The following is a 19,763-nucleotide window of genomic DNA, read 5'->3' as shown; positions in this document are numbered from 1 at the left end:
ACTCGAAAGCGGCGCATGATAGCCGAATCAGGAACCACTGGCTCAGCCGGTGGGTCCAGTACTACTCAACGATCATTTAAAGCCGCCAACCAGAGCGCTGCTGCAAGCCCTGTCTTACCGTCGATCGCCCGTCCGCGCGTGCTGCGCGGACCGTCAAGGAGTCAGTCATGCCCTCCCTCGATAGCCTGAAAAGCCTCAAAACCCTCGAAGTCAGCAACAAGACCTACCACTACTTCAGCCTCCCGGATGCCGCGCGCACGCTGGGCAATCTCGATAAACTGCCGATGTCGCTCAAGGTGCTGCTGGAAAACCTGCTGCGCTGGGAAGACAACCACACGGTGACCGGCGACGACCTCAAGGCCCTCGCCGACTGGCTGACCGAGCGCAAATCCCACCGGGAAATCCAGTACCGCCCCGCGCGCGTGCTGATGCAGGATTTCACCGGCGTGCCGGCCGTGGTTGACCTGGCCGCCATGCGCGCCGCCGTGGCCAAGGCCGGTGGCGATCCCCAGCGCATCAATCCGTTGTCGCCAGTGGATCTGGTCATCGATCACTCGGTCATGGTCGACCGCTTCGGCGACGACAAGGCCTTCGGCGAGAACGTCGACATCGAGATGCAGCGCAACGGCGAGCGTTACGCGTTTCTGCGCTGGGGCCAGAACGCGTTCGATAATTTCAGCGTAGTGCCGCCGGGCACCGGGATCTGCCATCAGGTCAACCTGGAATACCTTGGCCGCACCGTGTGGACCAAGGAAGAAGACGGCCGCACCTACGCCTTTCCGGACACGCTGGTCGGTACCGATTCCCACACCACAATGATCAACGGCCTCGGCGTACTTGGCTGGGGCGTCGGCGGCATCGAGGCGGAAGCGGCCATGCTCGGCCAACCCGTGTCGATGCTGATTCCGGAAGTCATCGGCTTCAAGCTCAGCGGCAAACTGCGCGAAGGCATCACCGCCACCGACCTGGTGCTGACCGTGACGCAAATGCTGCGCAAGAAAGGCGTAGTTGGTAAGTTCGTCGAATTCTATGGCGATGGCCTGGCGGACTTGCCGCTGGCGGACCGGGCCACCATTGCCAACATGGCCCCGGAATACGGCGCGACCTGCGGCTTTTTCCCGGTCGACGACGTCACCCTGGATTACCTGCGCCTGTCGGGCCGTCCGGACGAAACGGTGCAATTGGTCGAGGCCTACTGCAAGGCCCAGGGCCTGTGGCGTTTGCCCGGTCAGGAACCGGCGTTCACCGATGCGCTGGAGCTGGACATGGGCTCGGTGGTCGCGAGCCTCGCAGGGCCTAAACGTCCGCAAGACCGCGTCGCCCTTCCCGATGTGTCCAAGGCCTTCAGTGACTTCCTGGGCCTGGCAGTCAGCCCGAGCAAACACGAAGAAGGCCGACTGGAAAGCGAAGGCGGCGGCGGTGTCGCGGTGGGCAACGCCGCCCAGGTGGGCGAGGCTGAGTATGAATACAACGGCCAGACCTATCGCCTGAAAAACGGTGCAGTGGTTATCGCTGCCATCACCTCCTGCACCAACACGTCCAACCCGAGCGTGATGATGGCGGCCGGTCTGCTGGCGAAAAAGGCCGTGGAGAAAGGCCTGCAGCGCAAACCGTGGGTGAAGAGTTCGCTGGCGCCCGGCTCGAAGGTCGTGACCGATTACTACAACGCCGCCGGCCTGACCGAGTACCTCGATAAGTTGGGCTTCGACCTGGTGGGCTACGGCTGCACTACCTGCATTGGTAACTCCGGGCCGCTTCCTGACCCGATCGAAAAAGCCATTCAGCAGTCGGACCTGACCGTCGCGTCAGTGCTGTCAGGCAACCGAAACTTTGAAGGCCGCGTGCACCCGCTGGTAAAAACCAACTGGCTGGCCTCACCGCCGCTGGTGGTCGCTTACGCCTTGGCCGGCACCGTGCGCACCGACCTGAGCAGCGAACCCCTGGGCGAAGGCAGCGACGGCCAGCCGGTTTACCTCCGTGATATCTGGCCGACCCAGCAGGAGATCGCCGACGCGGTCATGAACGTCAGCACCGGCATGTTTCACAAGGAATACGCGGAGGTCTTCGCCGGCGACGAGCAGTGGCAGGCGATTGAGGTGCCCGAGGCGGCGACCTATGTCTGGCAGCCGGACTCGACCTACATTCAGCACCCGCCTTTCTTCGAGGAGGTCGCCGGGCCATTGCCGGTCATCGCCGACGTGCAGCAGGCTCGCGTGCTGGCGGTGCTGGGGGATTCGGTGACCACTGACCACATCTCGCCCGCCGGCAACATCAAACTGGACAGCCCGGCCGGGCGCTACCTGCGCAGCAAGGGCGTGGAGTACAAGGACTTCAACTCCTACGGCTCGCGGCGCGGCAACCATGAAGTGATGATGCGCGGCACCTTCGCCAACATCCGCATTCGCAACGAAATGCTCGGCGGCGAAGAAGGCGGCTACACGCTGCACGTGCCCACCGACGAGAAGCTGCCGATCTATGACGCGGCCATGCGTTACCAGGAAGAAGGCACGCCGCTGGTGGTCATTGCCGGTCAGGAATACGGCACGGGCTCCAGTCGCGACTGGGCGGCGAAAGGCACGAATCTGCTGGGCGTCAAAGCGGTGATTGCCGAGAGTTTCGAGCGTATCCACCGTTCAAACCTGGTCGGCATGGGCGTCCTGCCGCTGCAGTTCAGGGCGGGCGAAAGCCGTAAAACCCTGGGCCTGACCGGCAAGGAAGTGCTGAACATCACCGGGCTGACCGGTGCCACGCTGCAACCAGGCATGGGCCTGGCGGTGCAGATCACCCGCGAGGATGGTCAGCAGGACAACATCGACGTGCTGTGCCGGATCGATACCCTGAATGAAGTGGAATACTTCAAGGCGGGCGGGATTCTGCATTACGTGCTGCGGCAATTGATTGCGTCCTGAGGCGATGCCTGACTAAAGAATGATGGCGCTTGTCCGGGCCCCTTCCCGGCTGAAGCCGGTCCTACATTTGGGACTGGCTTTAGCCGGGAAGGCGTCGTCTGCCTCACCGCAAATTGCCAGTGTCCAAACCAAATCCGTCGTTATCAGAAACGCCCTACACAACCTCCGCCCTGCATCCCCGAAATAATCGGACCAACTCCACGTTTGATCCGACATACACCCGTGTTTAATCAACGTTAAAATCGCCAGCCTATTCCGACACTCAAGGTCGACTCCATGTCGGTGCAACGCTGGACTTCCCTCTTTCTGCTCTCTCTCGGCTACTGCCTGGCGCTGCTCTACGGCCAGCTCAGCGTGCCCGTGGTTATCACGTTCGGACTGCTGATCATGGCCGGCATCTGCGTCAGCCATTTCCAGCACCGCGCCGTGCGCCTATTCGGTCACGCCCTGTTCATCGCCATTGCAGCGGGGCTGGCCAGTCACTGGTTGCCCGGTTTCCTCAGCGCCAGAGCGATTGCCGGCGTGCGCCTCAGCCCCGAGGCCGCGCCGTATTCGATGTACCTGAACCTCGACAAGCCTCTCATCGGCTTCTGGATCGCCATCGCCTGCCCCTGGGTGTTTATCGCGTTGAGTCCCAAACGCTGGCTGGGCGTCACCAGCATCGCGCTGCCCGTCACCGCCGCCGCGTGTTTATCAACCGCGATGTTGATGGGCCTCGTCGGCTGGTCGCCCAAGTGGCCCGAGCAAACGGGCATCTGGGCGCTGAACAACCTGCTGCTGGTCGCGCTGACCGAGGAACTGCTGTTTCGCGGTTACCTGCAGGGCAGTTTGAAAAGATGGCTGCAACACTTCCCCTGCCACGACGCCCTCGCAATCGGGGCGGCATCTGCGCTGTTCGGCCTCGCGCACATCGGTGCCGGGTGGGAATGGGCGCTTGTGGCGGGCATCGCGGGCGTGGGTTATGGCGTTGCCTATCGACTGGGCGGTCTGCCCGCTGCCGTGCTCACCCACTTCGGCCTGAACCTGCTGCATTTCAGCGTGTTCACCTACCCGATGTTCGACCGGTAAACGCCTCCACGACACCCGACCTATGACGCAGTTCACAAAAGCTTAATATTTTTTCGCATCGGGCCGATAACCCTTCACAGCCTTCCTGGATCGAATAGCTCATGCGAAATAACCAGCCCATCACTCAACGCGAACGGACCTTCCCGGCGCAGCAACGGTTGATCTCTACCACCGATGCGCGCGGCGTCATCACCTATTGCAACGACGCCTTCATTGAAATAAGCGGTTTTTCTCAAGATGAACTGATCAAGTCGCCCCACAACACCGTGCGTCATCCGGACGTGCCGGCGGCGGTCTTCGAACACATGTGGGCCACGCTCAAGCAGGGCCTGCCGTGGATGGGGATCGTCAAGAATCGCTGCAAGAACGGCGACCACTATTGGGTCAACGCTTACGTCACGCCGGTCTTCGAGAACAAGCAGGTGGTGGGCTTCGAGTCCGTGCGCATCAAGCCAACCGCTGAACAGGTGCGCCGCGCCGAAGCACTCTACAAACGCCTTAACAGCGGCAAAAGTGCCGTGCCAAGCCGCGACAAATGGCTGCCGATGTTGCAGGACTGGCTGCCATTCATTCTGGTCAGCCAAGTGAGCTTTTTGATTGGTGTGTGGCTGAATTCCCATTGGGGCTTCCTGCTCGCCGCCGCGCTGTCGGTCCCCCTTGGCCTGCTGGGGCTGAGCTGGCAACAGCGTGGCCTCAAGCGCCTGCTGCGCCTGGCCGAGCAAACCACGTCAGACCCGCTGATCGCGCAGATGTACACCGACAGTCGCGGCGCACAGGCGCGGCTGGAAATGTCGATCCTCAGCCAGGAAGCGCGTCTCAAGACGTGCCTCACCCGCCTGCAGGACACCGCCGAACACCTCAACGCTCAGGCGCGTCAGTCCGACACCCTGGCCCAGGCCAGCTCCTCCGGCCTGGAACGTCAGCGCGTCGAAACCGAACAGGTCGCCACCGCCGTCAACCAGATGGCTGCGACCACCCAGGAAGTCGCCAATCACGTGCAGCGCACCGCTGACGCCACACAGCAGGCCAACGAGCTGACCCGTCGCGGCCGCGAGATCGCCAGTGACACCCGCGAAGCCATCCAGCGCTTGTCCACGTCGGTGGGCGAAACCGGCCTGACCGTGACTCAGCTGGCCAAGGACAGCAACGAAATCGGTGGCGTCGTCGATGTCATCAAAGGCATCGCCGATCAGACCAACCTGCTGGCCCTCAACGCCGCCATCGAAGCCGCTCGTGCGGGCGAAATGGGTCGTGGCTTTGCCGTCGTCGCCGATGAAGTCCGACAACTCGCCCAACGCACCACCGAATCCACCGGCCAGATCCACGCCCTCATCGCCAAGCTGCAACAGACGGCCACCAATGCGGTGCAGACCATGGACACAGGCCGGCGCCAGGCTGAAGAAGGTGTCGAGCAGGTCATGGAAGCCGACAGGGCGCTGGTGGGCATCAGCGACGCAGTGGCCAACATCACCGACATGACCACGCAGATCGCCGCTGCCACTGAGGAGCAAAGCTCGGTCGCAGAAGAGGTCAGCCGCAACATCAGCACCATCGCGCATCTGGCCGACCAAACCTCCGACGAAGCCCGTCGCTCAGCCGCGCTCAGTGCGGAACTGACCCACACAGCCAACACGCAATACTCATTGGTGGAACGCTTTAACCGCTGAGTGATTGACGGGTTAAACGAAGGCCCCGGCAGATTGCCTGCCGGGGCCTTTTTGTTTGTATCGGGGTTTAAGTAGGACATTTCTGAAAATCATTTGGGAGTGCGCTTTTTGGTTTGTAGCGGGGGGTTGGGTGTTGACAGGATTTGTAGAACTCTATTAGTTGATTATTGAAAGACGATAGATAGTTACCACCATTGGTGGGGTATTTGTTGATCTGGATAATTTAATCTTATGTGCACGCTTTCTGCGGATCGAAGCGGAGAGCTGTGCTTGATGGAGTTCTTTATGAATGAGCAATTTCCTCTCAGCGCCCCGTTTGCAACCACAGCAGATCCTATCGACGGACTTTTACAAACCGGAGATTTAACTCGAGACGTTCCCGTCGAGGTCATGATTTGGGAGGGTGCACGTCCAGGCTATCGTGTGCAATTGAGACTTGACGGGGATCTCATTGACACGCCGGTTGTAGTGGGCGACCAAAAGCCTGGCGATATAATGCAGCTTCAGCTAAGTCACAGCTTGTTGTGTCGAAGCGGCAGTTATTCCCTCAGTTATCAAGTCACAAATAATATTAATGGAGTAACTCGCGAATCTCCCGTCGCAGCACTCAAAATAGACCGCACAAAACCCGGCGCCACCCTCCTCGCCCCCCTTATCTTTCCCACCGCCACCCTCGGTGATCAACTCATTGGCCTCCTGCCAAGCTACGCCGGCATGGCACCCGGCGATGTCATCCAGACATTACTCAACGGCGTTGCAGGCCCGTCCCATAAGGTCGAGGCGGATGAGCTCACCCTCAGACCTGTCGAAATCGCGTTCAGCCGCGAACACCTGCAAGCCCATGCAGCCGAAACGGTGTCGGTCGAGTACTTCGTCACCGACCGGGCGGGCAACGTCTCCATCACCAGCCTCCCGACCCTGGTTTCAATTAAATTGTAACCGGTGTTCGCGCCATTCATCTGAATACCAAAAGTAACCACCTCCACGCTAATGCGTGGAGGTTTTGTCAACAAATTCGCCCCAAGAAAATAATTTAAATTATTTTTGGGCATCTCGATTCCACAGAACCTACATCTCCGTAGGAAGTGTCTGATGGACTACCAAAATTTTATAGACTACGCGCGATATATAATTATTTAAATCGCTCAAAAACCCCCTGAAAACGGCCGGACTCACACATTAAAGATCTATTCAACCGCGAATTTTTTTCAAAGAAGCCATGCAATCCCATGCACTTCGCTTGTTTGACAGTACTATTTTTCGAATCGATCATAGGCATGTGCAGCGCCGCAGTCCTACAAGCAAGCGCACAACACACAATCCTGTAATCCTCGCACTAGCGATCTGATCAAGGAGTTCCAATGGAAGATGAAACGGATATCCAGCCGTCACCCCACTCACAACCGATCGAGCCAGATAACAATAAAAAATTAACAGTACCAAACCCGAAAAATACCCGCAGGACCAAACGCAAACCACCCGGCAAGAGTTCAATCCCGCTCTACGAAGATCTGCAGGCGGTGCCGCCCGTGGCCAAGAGTGCGGCTGAACAGGCGATGGTCTACGCCGGCCAGCTTCAAAACGCCCCGGGATTTCCCTGGCATCACGAAATGAAGGACCCACCTCCGGCGCCTGTATTCGAAGCGCCTTTCATCACCGGTGCCGACCCCGAAGGCCCGACCGACGCCCAGTTGAACGTGGGCATCTACATCAACATCCCGCGCTCTCCGAAACTGTGGTTTGGGGATCACCTGAAGCTGCGCTGGGGCCACAACACGTTCTACACCACCGTCGGCAAGGTAGAAGGTCGCAAAGGCCCTCGCCTGGTTCAGTACCTCAACAATGAAACCCTCGCGGACTACGAGAGCGGGTGCGTCGAGGTGCGCTACGAAGTGGTGCGGCGCGCCAGGCTCGTGGGCATTTCGGAAACGCTCACCGTCAACCTGCCCCGCCTGAGGAAGCGACGCGGCAAAGGCTCGCCCCTTGGCCGTCCACCGCGACGGCGCCGGATGCAGCCCAAACCCTGAGCCCACGTAAAAAAGCCCCGACTGCATCGCTGCAGCCGGGGCTTTGGAACCGCGTTTCAATCAACTGACGCGAATGTCAGAACGCCAGACGCACCCCCACGTTCGCACCCCAAGGCTGCTCAACATGCTCACCCTTCATGTAATCGAAATCAGCGTGCACCTGGAGTCGCTCGGACAGCGACACCGAAACACCTGCACCCAATTCCGCGCGGGAGCCGAACAAGTCGTTGTCAAAACGCTGACCGTTCACGCTGACGTCATTACTGCGGGAGAACTCGTGGGCCATCGCCACTCGCGCGTACGGTTTAACAATGCCGCCGTCTTTCAGCCTGAAGCTGCGCCCCACGGTAGTGCCGACCTTGCCCAGCATCGACTGCGTCTGGTTGGTTCTGGCCTGCATGCCGTTGTCCAGCGCGTAGCTGCTGCCATCGATCCAGACGCTGGATACCTGCGCGAACGGCTCGACGAAATACTCATCGCCCAGCTTTATATGCTTGCCGACTTCCAGCGATCCACCCAATGCCTTGCTGCTGTAATCGCCTTTGGCTTTGGTGCCATCGCTCATCGCCACCTTGGACTCGTTATGGAACTGGTTCAGTTTCACCACGCCGTCCAGGTAATAACCGCCCTCCGACAACCACGTGCCATACGCGCCGACGTAGTAGCTGTCGACCTGACCCGACGTGCCTCGGCCGATGTCCAGATCCGACTTGCTGTATCCCCCCATCAAACCGAGCAACAGCTGACCGTTGCTCACGGGCACGGGCGCATCCGCACCGAACGACAGACCCTGCTGCTTCTGACTGTAATCAACGCCGGAATCCAGCGCCGCATTGAAACGACTGCCATAGGTACGCATCCAGCCGCCGCCCTGCCCTTGGCCGCGCACCTCCCCCATGCGACTGCGCAACGTCGTCAACTCGCTGTTCCATACCGTCGGTGCGGTATTGAACAACGCCAGCGCACTTTTCGTGGAAGGGCTGATCTCCTTGCCGGAGCCGACGATAAACCAGTCAGTGCCCTGGCGTTCGAGCTCGTAGGAATACACCCCAAGATCTGCCCGACCGCCCACCAGCCCGAACTCGGCATCCCCGCCTTCGGTGTGAACCACCCGAAGCGGGTCGAACTCGGCGGGGACGGCTTCAGTGCCGGTGTTCTGGATACGCAGTCGATGCTTGCCCGACGCCTCCCCATTCACGCTGAGCAGGTCGCCGGTGCCGTCGTCGAGGTTGATACGCATATCGAACAGCCCGGAGCCGGACAGCTTGCCCAGCGAAAGCGAATGAAAGCCGTCTCCGGTGAAGCCAACGCTGCCGCCGTCCAGCGCGAGCGAATTAACGCTGTTATCCGCCGCAAGCTGCCAGCGACCACTGGAATCGATGGTCACGGAATCGCCATTGACGATATTCCCGTTCAACTGCCCGTGATTGCGCAGCACCACGTTGAGGGTGCTGGTGTCGTCGGCGACGAAATCACCGGAGAGGGTGCTGTTGATCACTTTTACGTTGGCGGTACTTTCCTGATCCACGTCGACAAGGCGACCATTGCCCGCCTGCAGTACAGCATTATCGGTAATAATTATTTGGCCAATCGTCGTCTCTGTTTCAAAGATAGAACTCTTCGTTACCTTGATAGCAGAGCCCACAGTTGCCGAAACAGTGGAGCCATCGATTTGCACCCGATTATCTTGCTCGCTGAGACCGTGAGAGCCATTAATTATGCGGATCCCTGATTCGCTTCCTGATACATGGCTTCCTTCGCTGATCCGCGCGATTCCACCTGCGAGCTTCAACCCTGCATTACCCTCTTGATCGCTAAGTGTGCCGATCCCTGTTACCAAGGAGTTTGCCAAACGAATCTCACCCGTCGTCCCCACGGCGGCTCCAAAACCTACGCCAGTAACGCTACTGCTTTTGAGAGTCACAACTGATGGTGATACGAGATCAGAACCTGTGAGGTACAGACGTATCCCGATACCATCGGCGTTACTTACATCTGAATCCTGGATCAGGACTTCTCCAGAGTGGACGCCGATCCCATCACGCACAAAGCTGCGACTGACATTCAAAGTAGAGTTTTGGATCTCGACCCAGTCGATGGTCGAACCGTTTACTAAATTCAACTCGCCGCCGTTGATCACTCTGAAATTTCCAGCATTGGAAACACCATCAAGGGTATGAGGTACTCCGTCGACCTCATGCACCAGTATTTTTTTTCCATCAACGAGCTCAGTTTTGGTCCGACTCAATTCTACATCACTCCCCGCTGAGAGGCCGACAGTAAAGTCCAAGGTAGATTTAGCGAGCAAGAGTGGGGAAAAAAAGCCCACCGATAAGGCCAGCACATTCCGTTGAAACGTTACAGGCGTGATATTTATGAGTGACAGCATAGGACCTCCATTACATGAGGCCTAGATTCTGCGAGGCAATAAATCTTCAATGAAATAATTTGGATTTTTTTTGAAGTAGGAAATTTCCCAAACTTATGAAGTACCGGGACTACACACAAATAGGGCGTGGGCCGACCTGCATTGGTCGACGTCATCGATCCGATGCATGACCTGTGTTTCCGATGACGTACAAACGTCCTACAACGACCCCCAGCCCTACAGAAGATCAAAAAAAACGCGTTGACCTTCGATCCACATTTCTATTAGTTAAATAGCGAACTGGTTGATACCCAGTCCAACATTCATAAAAGACAGAGTCGCACTGTTTATACATCTAGAAACTAAAAGGAATCTTATGAACACCTCCCCACAATCGCCAATCATCATTAATCCTCGACAAGAGCGGGCACCTATTCCGTTGGATGCTCCCGACATCGCCGTTGCATTCCACGATCAAGATAATTTTGGTTTGATTCCCGTAAGTGAGTTAGGCGGCAACCTGATTCTGGATCTGAAAGTCTGGGAAGCCGCACGGCCAGGATTTACATATCAGCTCGTGTGGGATGGCGAACCCACGGGCCCTGAAAAAGTCATCGAGGATACAGACGTCCCGGGCAACCCCCTTACACTCGAAATCGCAGTGACGTTACTCATTGAGGGTGAGCACACCGCAGGGTATCGAGTATTCAACCCTGCGACAGAATATGAGAATTTCTCGGACCCTTTCCCGGTAGTGATTGATAAAACCGAGCCAGGCAAACCAGAGCTTTCAGCCATCCACTTCCCGGTGGAAGTTCAGAATGGACTGACCGCTGCAGAGCTTGCCCAACTGGGGGACCAAGTCGACGCTCATGTAGCGGGATACACGGGAATGGCCAAGCACGACCTGATACGGAGTATGTGGGCAGGCGTGGACGGACCCACAGCAGTTGTGAACGAAGACGACATGGGTTTAAACAAGGTGGTATTGCGCTTTTCGGGTGACTTCTTACGGGCCATTCCCCCCGGCGCCCAAGCAGTAACGTACGAGGTCATAGATCGGGCGGGAAACAGATCAAAATCTTCCATCCCTGTAGATATTTTGCTGCTACTGGAACAACTGCCTGAAAACTACCCGGCGCCTATTCCTGATCCAACCATTGGTGATGTCATTGAATATAGTGAAGCGCGAGCTGGCGTGAGGGTTGATATTCCCCGCTACCCAGGGGCTCAAGCCTTTGATCAAATCACCCTATTTTGGGGTGCGGAAAAACCCATGCTGCCGGTACAACTTCCACCAGAGAGTGAGGGTGAGGACATTGTCTTATCCGTCCGTGTACCCTACGAAACAATTGCACTTACACCCGTTGGAGACATCGCAATTAGTTATGAGGTCGCTCGACAGAACCAGCTCACCGGCTCATCGCTGAGCACTGAAGTTGAAGTGTTTCTGACCCTTCCGATTGCAGAGCCAGCAATTGCCCCAGTTGTCCAGGGAACGAGCCTGAACAACCCTGACAAAACTGATAACTTCATTGATGAAGATGACTACGAGCTCAATGCGCGCGCAATTGTCAAATGGGATCCGCAGTTCCGGATCAATGACGATATCAATCTATTTTGGGGTGAGCAGTCAAGACTGCAGTGGTATCAGATCAAAGAAGAAGATATCGCGGCAGGACGAGACTTGATTATCCCTGTTGCGAACTCAATTATGAGGGCACAGGGTACCGGCGCTGAGATTCCGGTTCGATATGCCGTTGTTCGCGCTGGTAACCCCAACGCCGTAATGTCTACCACGCAGCCGATCACTGTTCGCTCAAAGGAGGAACTGCCGGGCGGCACTGAAGGCATCGAAGGTCCTGCATTCAAACTTACCGCAGCGGGGCTTATCTCGCTTACCGTTGCGGCGAATGGAACAGATGGGCATATCGCTCCCTACGCAAACATTGCGGAGAATCAGAAACTTTTTTTCACTTTCCGAGGATTTGACGAAAGCAACAACCCTGTCGAAGCAGCGACCTTCACGGCGACGAGGGAACTGGACGATATTGACATTGTGAACGGCTATAGTTTTCATGTTCCATTCAATACGTTAAGAACCATCTGCGCTGGGTATTGCGAAGCCTACGTGCGGGTCGAACCAGCCCCTGGCAGCAATCAAAGCGCTGTTACATCTAAACTAACGCGAGTGCCAGTTGATATGAGAGAAGCAATCGAAACAACCTGCACCATCCGATTCGACTAACTATTAATCACCGCAGGGCAGCGCGAGCTGCCTTGCCCTCTTAACACCAATTAGGGAATAAAATATGAGTAATCAGAACATTAATGAACCCCGCGCGCCCATCCCCCTTGACTTGCCACAGGTACCTGCGGCTATTGACGATGGTCTGATACCGATCGAGCGCCTGGACTCGCCTCTCAACGTAAACTTTCCAGTCTGGGCAGCTGCGGTGCCTGGCCATACATATGAGTTAGTCTTCGATGGCAATAAAATTCCACCCCAGAAACCTATCGTTGGGGCCAACAAGCCAGGGGACATTCTTACTCTAGAGGTGCCTGTAGCGCTGTTGACCGAGGGCTCGCATCAAGTCTCATATCGCGTCTATAACCCGAATACTGACTTTGAGAACTTCTCCGGCACAACCCCCATCCAAATCGACCGAACCGCCCCAGGCGCACCACAACTCGCCCCCATCATCTTCCCCGACGTCATCCAGAACGGCCTGACCTCCTCCGAGCTGGAAGCCCTCAACAATATCCTCCCGGGCAAGATTGCAGGGTACAGCGGCATGGCCGCTGGCGACGAAATCCGCACCTATTGGGGTCCGCTGGAGGGGCCGATGGCCGTCGTTGATGCCAACGACATGGGCCTGAACCGGGTGATGGTGGACTTCACGCGTCCGTTCATGGAACAGGCGGACTGCCAGACGTCCGCGGTCACCTATACCGTCACCGACCGCGCGGGCAACGTGTCGATGGTCTCCGATCCGGTGATGATCCAGCTCGACCTGGGGATGCGCCAACCGCTACCGGCACCGGTCATCCGCGAAGCCAATAATCAGATCCTGGACCCGGCCGATGCGGTGAATGGCGCCACATTGGTGATCGATGCCACGGCTGATCTGCGCGAAGGCGAAACGGTCATTGCTCACTGGAACGGTCCGAAGGGCAACGATCGGCAAGAGAACATCATTTCGGCCGCTGAAGCCGGGCAGGCCCTGGCGCTGGTGTTCCCTAACAGCGTCGTCGCGGTCAATGACGGGCAAAACGTCGAGGTGTCATACACCGTGACGCGCGGCAGCGGCATCGTGCAGGAATCGGCCAAACTTGCGCTGAAGATCATGAGTGCTGCGCTGGAACTGCCCGCGCCAACGGTCGACACGGTCGGGCCAGACGGCGTTCTGCGTCCTTCACTGATTACCGGCTGGGACGCGATGGTGCGTGTCAGTTATCGCGGGATGGACCCTAGGGATCTGGTGCGAGTGCGCTGGGTCGGCGCACGCACGTTCGAGACCATGATGATGAATGTCGGCAGCATGACGGAACTGGTCTTTGGCGTGCCCAAAATGTTGATCGAGATGAGCATCGGCAGCACCGCGACCCTCAACTACATTGTGACGCGCAATGGCGTCGACATGGAGTCCGAGCCCCTGCAACTTCAGGTGCGCGAGGGCATGATGTTTGACACGTCTCCGGTGACCCTGGCCGGTAAGGTCTACCTGCTGCCCGCTTATCCGGATTTGCTGCCGGCATTCCCGAGTGGTACTACGGTCCATCGCATCGCCAGCGGCGGTAGCCCTCCTTATACCTATTCGACCAGCGATGCGAAGGTGGCCGTCGTAGCAGCGTCCGGCTGGACATCGGTGCGCGGTAACGGCGTGGCAACCATCACCGTCACCGATTCAGCAGGCGAACAGCAGAGTTACGACGTAACCGTCACCGGCGTCATCGAATGCCACGGCATCGGCTCCGGCAACCTGACTCAAATCTCCAACGCCGCGAACCGCATCGGCGGGCGCATCCCGAGCATCCATGAGCTGATCGAGATCTATAACGCCTATGGCAACCGCTGGCCGATGGGCAACGGCAACTATTGGTCCTCCACCGTTGCCAAGAACGTGTTCGGTGCGAAGTGGTACTACGTGAAGAACCTCAACACCGGCAAGGATTTCAAACTGCTGCACATCAATGGCAGCCTGGGCGTTGCAGTTCGCTGATTCGCCAGTTCGCTAATCTGTAATTCGCGCGAGCCTGCGAGCTTCACCACCTGGCCTCAACGAAATAAGCAGCACCCCCTTTCAAAGACGTCGTCGCCACCCGACGGCGTCTTATAAGTGTGCGGTGCCCACCCAGCCCCTAAAACCCATTCACGGAAATCTCGGAAAAATGCCGGCAAAACCACCCCTTCAACGACCGCAGGCAGCGGCGGCGCGCGGCACGTTCATCGCAACTGTCAACGGCCACCCTTTCATCACCCATAGCCTGAGTGCCATGGCGTGCCTGCGCCCGGGCCGGTCGGATCCGACCACGTGCCGAATCTGGAAGATCCTCGCCACCGGCACGGTTCGTCGGCACCGCACCATGATCGGCCTGTTCATCGACGAAACGGTGCAGCCCGGCAACCACAACCTGCTGCGCAACGATCAGATCACCGTTATCTATCACCTGACCCCCACGCGGATGGCGAAGATTTATCACTCGCGTGATCTGCAGCAAGGCAACCTGACGCTGCTGGGCTGCGATGCCGCATCCGGCGCACTGCACGGCAACTTCGAGTTTGCGGTCCCGACCAAGGACTTCCACGTGACCGACGGCCGGTTCGACCTGGTCTGTGACCTAAACGCTGAGGAGCATCCCGCTATCCGATCAGCCGACGCGCCATAAGCTCAGCGATTTCCTGCTTGCACGCCTCGACACTGAGGCCGGATGATTTCAACGGTTTGAGGTCATGGTTGGCCGTCGGCACCCAGTGCACGTCAATGGCCTTCGACAGCTCGTACGCTTCAACTGCCTCTCGATTGCCCAGCGCATCCCGTTCGCCCTGAATGATCAGCGTCGGCGTCTTCAGTTCCGCCAGGTGCGCGACCCGCGGCTTCTCGGGTTTACCTGCCCCGTAGAACGGGTAGCCCAGACAGAACAACCCATCGGCTTCCACGTCGTCAGCAATAACACTGGCCATGCGTCCGCCCATGGATTTGCCACCGATCGCCACTCGCCCGCTCACTCCCCCACGCACCGCGGCGTACACCCCGTGCCAGCACTCCAGCAATTTCGGCTGAGGATTGGGAGGTCGTCTGCGCCCGTCGATTCGGCGCTGGGCCATGTAGGGGAATTCAAAGCGCAGCACGCCAACACCCAAGGCCGCCAGACGCGTGGCGATGTCGTTCATGAAGTCGCTGTCCATCGGGGCGCCCGCGCCGTGGGCGAGAATCAGCGTCGATGGCGCGTCCGCCGCCGGGCCGGTCGGCGCATTCCAGACCCAGCCGTGCTCATGCGCCAGTTGCGCGCAATGATCGGCCGTTCGCTTCGCCGCCTGTTGTTTGCTCATGCCGCTCTCTTCTTTCAAAACATTGATCACCCACCGACTGAGGCGGGCACCACGGCCGCCATTATGCAGCAACGTCGGCGTACCATGACCCTGCGCGCCGATTGCCCTGTGCCGACAGCAAGGGTTCAGCTCCCAGGCGTTATTCTGGCGCGGCACTTCGGCAACGAGCACCGAATCCTGAGCGCCCCAACCTGCACACAACCGGGCGGTTTCATCGACGGAATATGCTTTTTGTCCGCTCCGGACGATCACCCGTGACGATCGCCGGCCTTTCTGCCAGCTCGGGCCAATTATTTCTGGGCAGAACAAAGTGCCAATGTCAGCGGCTTTTTGTATACAACTTCGTTGTATAAACGCTCTCTCGACGCACAGGAACAGCAGGCAGAGAACCGTTTCAGCTATCTCCGGAAATGGTTGATCGCCGCGTCCCGGCCAGGGCGCGGCAACTTCCCCTCGAGCGCGGCCAAGTGTCGCAGGTGCGGCGCCAAAGCCTTCCCTCCGCGATCATTCGCGTCTAAGCTGTGTCCGCACAGTGGACCGGCGACAGCTAGCCACAGGCCCAGCGACAAGATTGTGCCCGGCAACGCAACCCTCTTGCAGACAAGCAGCTTCAGCGCTGTTTTCACCCGCAGGGTTGTATCCAATCCCTCCCACTCACGCGCGCGATCCAGCTCGACCTGTCTTCCTTCCCCCAGGCCACTCAGCCAGAACCCTCCCACGCCTCGGCGACCGGGCGTCTGCGTGCACCGCGTCTATCGCTTCCTCGATCCCCAGCCACGCCACTGCGTGACGGGTGACGCGCGATCGAAGGTGCGGCTGTTACCACACTAATAAAATACACACCGTGGAACCTGACATGAGCACAGCACCCAGTCCGACTGCTTATAACTACAAGGTCGTCCGCCAGTTCGCCATCATGACGGTGGTCTGGGGCATCATCGGCATGGGCCTGGGCGTCTTCATCGCCTCCCAGCTGGTGTGGCCTGACCTGAATTTCGGTTTGCCGTGGACCACATTCGGTCGACTGCGCCCCCTGCACACCAACCTGGTGATCTTCGCGTTCGGCGGCTGTGCGCTGTTCGGCACCTCTTATTACGTGGTCCAGCGAACCTGTCAGACGCGGCTGATTTCCGACGGACTGGCGGCTTTTCATTTCTGGGGCTGGCAGGCGGTGATCATGGGCGCCATCGTCAGCCTGCCGATGGGTTACACCACCACCAAGGAATACGCCGAGCTCGAATGGCCGATTGCGATCCTGCTGACGGTTGTCTGGATCGCCTACGGCGCGGTGTTCTTCGGCACCATCGTCAAACGCAAAACCAAACACATTTATGTCGCCAACTGGTTCTATGGCGCGTTCATTGTGGTCACGGCGATGCTGCACATCGTCAACCACATCTCGCTGCCGGTGAGCCTCTTTAAATCCTATTCCGCCTATGCCGGCGCCACCGATGCCATGATCCAGTGGTGGTACGGGCACAACGCCGTCGGCTTTTTCCTCACCACCGGCTTTCTCGGGATGATGTATTACTTCGTGCCGAAACAGGCCGAACGCCCGATCTATTCCTATCGCCTGTCCATCGTGCATTTCTGGGCGCTGATCACCCTGTACATCTGGGCCGGCCCGCACCATCTGCACTACACCGCCCTGCCCGACTGGGCGCAATCGCTGGGAATGGTGATGTCGGTCATCCTGCTCGTGCCGAGCTGGGGCGGCATGATCAACGGCATGATGACCCTCTCGGGCGCATGGCATAAGTTGCGCACCGACCCGATTCTGCGCTTCCTCGTGCTGTCGCTGGCGTTCTACGGGATGTCGACGTTCGAGGGGCCGATGATGGCGATCAAGACCGTCAATGCGCTTTCTCACTACACCGACTGGACCATCGGCCACGTTCACTCGGGCGCGCTGGGCTGGGTGGCGATGATCACCATCGGCGCCGTCTACCACATGATCCCGAAACTCTATGGCCGTGCGCAGATGCACAGCGTCGCGCTGATCAACACGCACTTCTGGCTCGCCACTGTCGGCACCGTCCTCTACATCGCCGCGATGTGGGTCAACGGCATCACCCAGGGGCTGATGTGGCGGGCGATCAACGATGACGGCACCCTGACCTACTCGTTCGTCGAGGCCCTGCAGGCCAGTCATCCGGGGTACATCGTCCGCGCCTTGGGCGGCGCGATTTTCGCCAGCGGCATGCTGTTCATGGCCTACAACGTGTTCCGCACCATTCGCGCAGCGAACACGGAAGAAGCCGAAGCCGCCGCGCAGATTGCTGTCGTGGGGGCCCACTGATGATCAAGCACGAAGCACTGGAAAAGAACATCGGCCTGTTGTCGATCTTCATGGTCATCGCGGTGGCGATCGGCGGGCTGACGCAGATCGTCCCGCTGTTCTTTCAGGACGTCACCACCCTGCCCGTCGAAGGCATGAAGCCGCGCCCGGCGCTGGAGCTCGAAGGCCGCGACGTCTACATCGCCAACGGCTGCGTGGGTTGCCATTCGCAGATGATCCGGCCGTTCCGCGCCGAAACCGAGCGCTACGGGCATTACTCGGTGGCCGGTGAGAGCGTCTGGGATCACCCGTTTCTGTGGGGCTCCAAACGCACCGGGCCGGACCTGGCCCGGGTCGGCGGTCGCTACTCGGATGACTGGCACCGCGCTCATTTAAACAACCCGCGGGACCTGGTGCCGGAGTCGATCATGCCGGCCTACCCCTTCCTGGCGGACACCAAAATCGACGGCCAGCTGACCGGCAAGAAGATGGAAGTGCTGCGCAGCCTGGGCGTGCCGTACACCGATGCCGACATCGCAGGTGCAGCCGACGCGGTGAAGGGCAAGACCGAAATGGATGCGCTGGTGGCCTACCTCCAGGGCCTGGGCACCCTCATCAAGAGCAAACGGTGATCGCCATGGACATGGGAACGATTCGAGGCCTGGGCACCGTTGTGGTGATGGTCGCCTTCATCGGTCTGGCGTTGTGGGTGTTCAGCCCGCGGCGCAAAGCGGAATTCGACGATGCAACGCTGCTGCCGTTTGCCGATGACCCCGAGGCGATTGCGCAGGTCAGGCAGGCGCAGGACCAGCGCAAAGCGCAAGCACACTCGAAAGCCGAAAGGAGCCCAAAACCATGAGCACCTTCTGGAGCCTTTACGTCACGGTGCTGACCCTGGGCACGATCTTCGCGATGGGCTGGCTGCTGATCGCGACGCGCAAGGGCCAGCGCGCCGACACCACCGATGAAACCGTCGGCCACGCCTTCGACGGCATCGAGGAGTACGACAACCCGCTGCCCAAGTGGTGGTTCTGGCTGTTCATCGGCACGATCATCTTCGCCTTGGGTTATCTCGCGTTTTACCCAGGCCTGGGCAACTGGAAGGGCCTGTTGCCGGGCTATGACTACGCCGACAACGACAAGAAAATCCCGTTTTCCGACGGCGCCACCGGCTGGACCGGCGTGCACGAATGGGAAAAGGAAATGGTCCGCTCGGAGGCGCGCTACGGGCCGATCTACGCCAGATTCGCAGCGATGCCCATTGAAGACGTGGCCAAGGACCCACAAGCACTGAAGATGGGTGGACGGCTGTTCGCGTCGAATTGTTCGGTCTGCCACGGCTCCGACGCCAAGGGTGCCTACGGCTTCCCCAACCTGGCCGACGCCGACTGGCGCTGGGGCGGTGATGCGCAGAGCATCAAAACCTCCATCCTCAACGGCCGTCATGCGGTGATGCCGGCGTGGGGGGCGGTGATCGGCGATCAAGGCGTGCGCGACGTGTCGGCTTACGTTTTGACCCAACTGAACGGGCGTACACTGCCGGCTGATGCGAAAGCCGATCCGGTGGCAGGCTTGAAAATCTATGCCACTACTTGCGTTGCCTGCCACGGGCCGGAGGGCAGAGGCGTTGCCGCACTGGGTGCCCCGGACCTGGCCCACCCCGGCGCGTTCATCTACGGCGCCAGCTTTGCGCAGCTGCAACAGACCATCCAGTATGGCCGCCAGGGGCAAATGCCAGCCCAGGCGTTGTTGCAGGGCAACGACCGGGTGCACTTGCTGGCGGCGTACGTTTACAGCCTTTCCCACGGGGAAGAACCGGCGGCAAAGCCCGAGTGAAGGATATCGCCGTCGCACACGCTGATGATTCGGCCCGAAGGGCGTAGGACGCTGCC

14 protein-coding genes are annotated in these 19,763 nt (G+C 58.9%); 12 read left to right on the top strand and 2 right to left on the bottom strand.

What is annotated here, in order from left to right; all coding sequences use genetic code 11:
- Nucleotides 1–167: 167 nt before the first annotated feature.
- From acnA to M1E04_RS08980, 5 genes are all read left to right on the top strand, one after another.
- A complete protein-coding gene (gene acnA / locus M1E04_RS09000) occupies nt 168–2,909 on the top strand; it encodes an aconitate hydratase AcnA (protein WP_065988680.1) in 2,742 nt (913 codons plus the stop codon).
- Nucleotides 2,910–3,185: 276 nt separating this feature from the next.
- Nucleotides 3,186–3,977, top strand: a complete 792-nt coding sequence (locus M1E04_RS08995; protein WP_456292789.1) for a CPBP family intramembrane glutamic endopeptidase — start codon at nt 3,186–3,188, stop codon at nt 3,975–3,977.
- Between the two features lie 101 nt (nt 3,978–4,078).
- Nucleotides 4,079–5,644, top strand: a complete 1,566-nt coding sequence (locus tag M1E04_RS08990; protein ID WP_369319277.1) for a methyl-accepting chemotaxis protein — start codon at nt 4,079–4,081, stop codon at nt 5,642–5,644.
- A gap of 285 nt (nt 5,645–5,929) precedes the next feature.
- Nucleotides 5,930–6,583 (top strand): hypothetical protein, encoded by a 654-nt coding sequence (locus tag M1E04_RS08985; protein WP_296308298.1) that lies wholly within the window; start codon nt 5,930–5,932, stop codon nt 6,581–6,583.
- 422 nt (nt 6,584–7,005) lie between these two features.
- The gene (locus tag M1E04_RS08980) at nt 7,006–7,671 is read left to right on the top strand and encodes a hypothetical protein (protein ID WP_065988684.1); all 666 of its coding nucleotides are present in this window, start codon (nt 7,006–7,008) and stop codon (nt 7,669–7,671) included.
- A 76-nt stretch (nt 7,672–7,747) separates the two neighbouring features.
- On the opposite strand, the gene M1E04_RS08975 is transcribed toward M1E04_RS08980, so the two are convergent.
- Nucleotides 7,748–10,060, bottom strand: a complete 2,313-nt coding sequence (locus M1E04_RS08975) for an autotransporter outer membrane beta-barrel domain-containing protein (protein WP_456292788.1) — start codon at nt 10,058–10,060, stop codon at nt 7,748–7,750.
- Between the two features lie 355 nt (nt 10,061–10,415).
- Here M1E04_RS08975 and M1E04_RS08970 point away from each other — a divergent pair, with 355 nt between their 5' ends.
- The 3 genes from M1E04_RS08970 (at nt 10,416) to M1E04_RS08960 (ending at nt 14,929) form a co-directional block, all read left to right on the top strand.
- A complete protein-coding gene (locus M1E04_RS08970; RefSeq protein ID WP_192130090.1) occupies nt 10,416–12,287 on the top strand; it encodes a hypothetical protein in 1,872 nt (623 codons plus the stop codon).
- Nucleotides 12,288–12,612: 325 nt separating this feature from the next.
- Entirely contained in the window at nt 12,613–14,262 is a 1,650-nt protein-coding gene (locus M1E04_RS08965; RefSeq protein ID WP_456292787.1) for a hypothetical protein, read from the top strand.
- A 169-nt stretch (nt 14,263–14,431) separates the two neighbouring features.
- Nucleotides 14,432–14,929, top strand: coding sequence for a hypothetical protein (locus M1E04_RS08960; protein ID WP_369319282.1), 498 nt, complete (start codon nt 14,432–14,434; stop codon nt 14,927–14,929).
- Here M1E04_RS08960 and M1E04_RS08955 read toward each other — a convergent pair.
- A complete protein-coding gene (locus tag M1E04_RS08955; protein WP_456292786.1) occupies nt 14,904–15,593 on the bottom strand; it encodes an alpha/beta family hydrolase in 690 nt (229 codons plus the stop codon). The two genes, M1E04_RS08960 and M1E04_RS08955, sit on opposite strands and share 26 nt — an antisense overlap.
- 856 nt (nt 15,594–16,449) lie before the next feature.
- On the opposite strand from M1E04_RS08955, the gene ccoN reads away from it, so the two are divergent.
- From ccoN to ccoP, 4 genes are read left to right on the top strand one after another with little or no spacing between them, the layout of a single operon-like run.
- Nucleotides 16,450–17,892, top strand: coding sequence for a cytochrome-c oxidase, cbb3-type subunit I (gene ccoN / locus M1E04_RS08950; protein ID WP_456292785.1), 1,443 nt, complete (start codon nt 16,450–16,452; stop codon nt 17,890–17,892).
- Complete coding sequence (gene ccoO / locus M1E04_RS08945; RefSeq protein ID WP_369319284.1) at nt 17,892–18,503, top strand: cytochrome-c oxidase, cbb3-type subunit II; 612 nt, start codon at nt 17,892–17,894, stop codon at nt 18,501–18,503. Before ccoN ends, ccoO begins: the two co-directional genes overlap by 1 nt.
- A 5-nt stretch (nt 18,504–18,508) precedes the next feature.
- Nucleotides 18,509–18,730, top strand: a complete 222-nt coding sequence (locus M1E04_RS08940; protein WP_192130494.1) for a cbb3-type cytochrome oxidase subunit 3 — start codon at nt 18,509–18,511, stop codon at nt 18,728–18,730.
- Complete coding sequence (ccoP, locus tag M1E04_RS08935) at nt 18,727–19,707, top strand: cytochrome-c oxidase, cbb3-type subunit III (protein ID WP_296308316.1); 981 nt, start codon at nt 18,727–18,729, stop codon at nt 19,705–19,707. The genes M1E04_RS08940 and ccoP overlap by 4 nt, the downstream gene beginning before the upstream one ends.
- Nucleotides 19,708–19,763 lie beyond the last annotated feature (56 nt).

It is taken from the genome of Pseudomonas sp. AK106 (assembly GCF_053903055.1).
Note: the sequence above shows the minus strand (reverse complement) of the source record. Positions and strands in the feature narration are given on the sequence as shown.